At 53.7% G+C, this 3573-nt stretch carries 2 protein-coding genes and 1 pseudogene; 1 reads left to right on the top strand and 2 read right to left on the bottom strand.

Going from position 1 to position 3573, the window contains the following annotated elements; all coding sequences use genetic code 11:
- Nucleotides 1-106 precede the first annotated feature (106 nt).
- Nucleotides 107-1027: pseudogene (locus GOB86_RS14985) on the top strand (methionine synthase); the annotation flags it as partial.
- 707 nt (nt 1028-1734) lie between these two features.
- Here GOB86_RS14985 and GOB86_RS14980 read toward each other — a convergent pair.
- Complete coding sequence (locus tag GOB86_RS14980; RefSeq protein ID WP_242012712.1) at nt 1735-2292, bottom strand: epoxyqueuosine reductase QueH; 558 nt, start codon at nt 2290-2292, stop codon at nt 1735-1737.
- 13 nt (nt 2293-2305) lie between these two features.
- The gene (gene metF / locus GOB86_RS14975; protein WP_165993452.1) at nt 2306-3340 is read right to left on the bottom strand and encodes a methylenetetrahydrofolate reductase [NAD(P)H]; all 1035 of its coding nucleotides are present in this window, start codon (nt 3338-3340) and stop codon (nt 2306-2308) included.
- Between the last annotated feature and the right edge of the window lie 233 nt (nt 3341-3573).

Here is a 3573-nt window from a genome sequence, read left to right as displayed (position 1 = left end):
ACCCGCCGCCAGAAGCAGAATATCGTCAATATTCCAGATCGGGCTCCTGTGGGATGACTGAACTCTACAAAATGACCTGAAATTGCCTCAAGTGTGAGAAATCCGCGTCGAAGGCAAACAGGATGCGCTACGCCTGACACTGGACGATCAGGACCGCGCTGGGATCGATATCGTCAGTGACGGTGAACAAACGCGTCAGCATTTCGTCACGACGTTCATTGAACATCTCAATGGTGTAGATTTCGAGAATCGCCAGACGGTCAAAATTCGCAACCGCTACGATGCGAGCGTGCCATCAGTCATAGGCGCTGTAACGCGCGAGAAGCCTGTTTTTGTCGAGGATGCGAAGTTTTTACGCACGCTGACGAAGAAGCCCATCAAGTGGGCGCTCCCCGGTCCCATGACCATGATCGACACGCTCCATGATGGCCACTACAAAAGCCGCGAAAAACTGGCCTGCGAATTCGCCAAAATTCTCAATCAGGAAGCGAAAGAACTGGAAGCGGCTGGTGTCGACATCATCCAGTTCGATGAGCCTGCCTTCAATGTTTTTTTTGATGAGGTCAATGACTGGGGCATCGCCACTTTGGAGCGGGCTATTGAAGGACTGAAATGCGAAACCGCCGTCCATATCTGCTATGGTTATGGTATCAAAGCCAATATCGACTGGAAAAATGCCCTTGGGGAAGAGTGGCGGCAGTATGAAGAGATCTTTCCCAAACTGCAGAAATCCAATATCGATCTGATTTCACTGGAATGTCAGAACTCCCGCGTTCCGATGGATCTGATCGAACTTATTCGTGGGAAAAAGGTCATGGTCGGCGCCATTGATGTAGCCACCAATGCCATTGAAACTCCAGACGAAGTCGCAAATACGCTACGAAAAGCCCTTCAATTTGTGGATGCCGACAAGCTTTATCCCTGCACCAATTGCGGTATGGCGCCTTTGCCGCGTAATGTGGCTCGCGGCAAGCTGGATGCTCTGGGCGCAGGTGCGGAAATTGTTCGAAAAGAACTCTCGGCCTGATAGGTAACTCTGCGGGTTTCTATCGTGGAGGGCAGGCCACAGGTCTAGCCCTCCACGATGCCAGAATTTCCGGAGACATTAGCAGTCTCGCCACGTCTTCCGCGCTGTATAAAGTCAGCGAGAAACGCCCACGATCCTTTATCATTTTCGTTCCAATCGGCCTGAGCTTGCCGTCACACGTCCATCTGATATGTTCCCGACTGGAAATTCCCAATGCATCCTGAAGAGTGGCTGGCGTGAAAGGACGTGTGCAGATGTCCTCCACCGTCGTGATGAGCTTTTCAATATCGCTCGCCCTCTCTGCCATAGGACAGACAGCACCGAGGATGTACCCGAACCGGCGCAGTCGTTTCCGACATTCCTGCTTTCGGCAGCCAATAATCCTGTGATTTCCCGAGAGAAAATCCACAAACCGCGTAAGGCGTTCACTCTTTGAGAGGGCCAGACGTTCAGGTGTCTGGAGATAAGACAGAATATCTCTGGCAAGGGCGTGGTGCATGGTTCGTTTCACTGTCTGAACAGCATATTGCCCGGATCAACGGAGCCACGGGTTCATACAACACGGACATCCGAACTGGGTTTCCTCATCCGGAACGCTGTCCTCCGGGGCATCGCATGCCAGAGAGGCTTCGTGCTGCTTTTCATCACGTGTCGTTTTGGGGGTCGGCACATCACCGAGCAAACAGGCCCCCTCGTCTTGTGTGTGATCATGCCTCATCGTCGGTTCCATAATAGAGCGTGCCAAGCTCGATCGGCGAACGCCCCTGACTGCGGCGATGAGCATTGGTATCACGCAGCGAATAGGCGCAGCCGCAATATTCCTGCTGGTAGAACTTCTCCTGTTTGCTGATCTCGATCATCCGCGAGGAACCGCCCCCTTTGCGCCAGTTGAAATCCCAGTAGGAGAGCCCTTCATAAGGAGATACGGCGCGTTGGCCGCAATCATTGATCTGCGCCATATTCTTCCATCGTGAAATACCGAGCGAACTGGTCATCACGGGGAAATCATGTTCATGAGCGTAAAGTGATGTGCGTTCAAAACGCATATCGAAGCACATGGTGCAACGGACACCGCGTTCCGGCTCCCATTCCATGCCTTTCGCACGAGCGAACCAGTTGTCTCTGTCATAATCGGCATCGACGAAGGGGATACCGTGTTTATCGGCAAACCGAATGTTTTCGTCCTTGCGGAGGAGATATTCCCGCTCGGGATGGATGTTCGGATTGTAGAAGAAGATCGTGTAGTCGATACCCGATGCGGTCATGGCCTCCATCACCTCACCCGAACAGGGTGCGCAGCATGAATGGAGGAGCACCTTCCTGTGTCCCTTCGGTGGGGTCAAAATCTGCCGGGGTTTCTCGCTCATTGGGGATTTCCGTTGTTTCCAAAAGGCCTGTCACATTATGAGATGCGTTCGTCTGCATCGGACGCATCCCAAGGATATGGGCAATCGCGTAAGTCAGACCAGCACGGTTGAGCGTGGAGACATGAAACTCGTTGAGTCCATGAGCCTGCAAAGTACGGATCTGCGCCACCGCCACCACACTGGCGACGACACGACGAAGTTCAGGATTGTTGGCAGTCCCTTCAAACAGATGCCTCAGCCATGCTGGCACCGTTACCCCGCACACAGCCGAAAAGCGCACGATCTGCTCGTAATTTGAAATCGGCATAATGCCAGGAATGATCGGTACAGTAATTCCGGCTGCCCGGCATCGGTCCAGGAAACGCAGGTAGATCTCAGTATCAAAGAAATACTGCGTGATGGCGCGTGTCGCCCCCGCATCGAGCTTGCGCCTGAGATTATCCAGATCGGCCTCCGGGCTTGACGCAGCAGGGTGGGTTTCAGGATAGGCGGCCACAGAGATATCAAAATTCGCGATGCGACGCAGACCGGCGACAAGATCGCTGGCATGAGCATAGCCCTCTGGCCGCGGAGTGTAATCCGCAGCGCCTGTAGGAGGATCGCCACGCAGGGCCACGATATGATTAACACCAGCATCCCGATAGCGACGGGCAAGGTCATCTACCTCCTCGCAGGTTGCGCCGACACAGGTCAGATGAGCTGCGGGAACAAGGTCTGTCTTCCGCTTCAGACGCAACACCGTGGAGAAAGTGCCGGCCTGCGTGGTTCCGCCCGCACCATAGGTGACCGAGACAAAACGAGGCGCAAGTGGCGCCAGGCGCCGGATGCAGTGCCAGAGCCGCTGTTCCATTGCGTCAGTCCTCGGTGGGACAAACTCGAAGGACAGGATCGGGACTGGAGCTTCGGAATTACGCGGCAACAGTCCGTCGATGCGCTTTTCTGACAGCTATTTGCTCAGCCTGTCTGCCATGTCAGTCGCAAATACTCACAGCATCCGACTTTTCTTTGAAAATTTCAGGCGAAAGGTTGAAGCTGCATTTCGATCTACAGTGAAAATGATCATGAGTGTCGACGCGGATTTCTCACACTTGAGGCAATTTCAGGTCATTTTGTAGAGTTCAGTCATCCCACAGGAGCCCGATCTGGAATATTGACGATATTCTGCTTCTGGCGGCGGGT

Source organism: Acetobacter lambici, from assembly GCF_011516885.1.
Taxonomy (GTDB): Bacteria; Pseudomonadota; Alphaproteobacteria; order Acetobacterales; family Acetobacteraceae; genus Acetobacter; species Acetobacter lambici.
The sequence above is the reverse complement of the archived record's forward strand: the minus strand, read 5'-3'. Positions and strand labels throughout refer to the sequence as shown.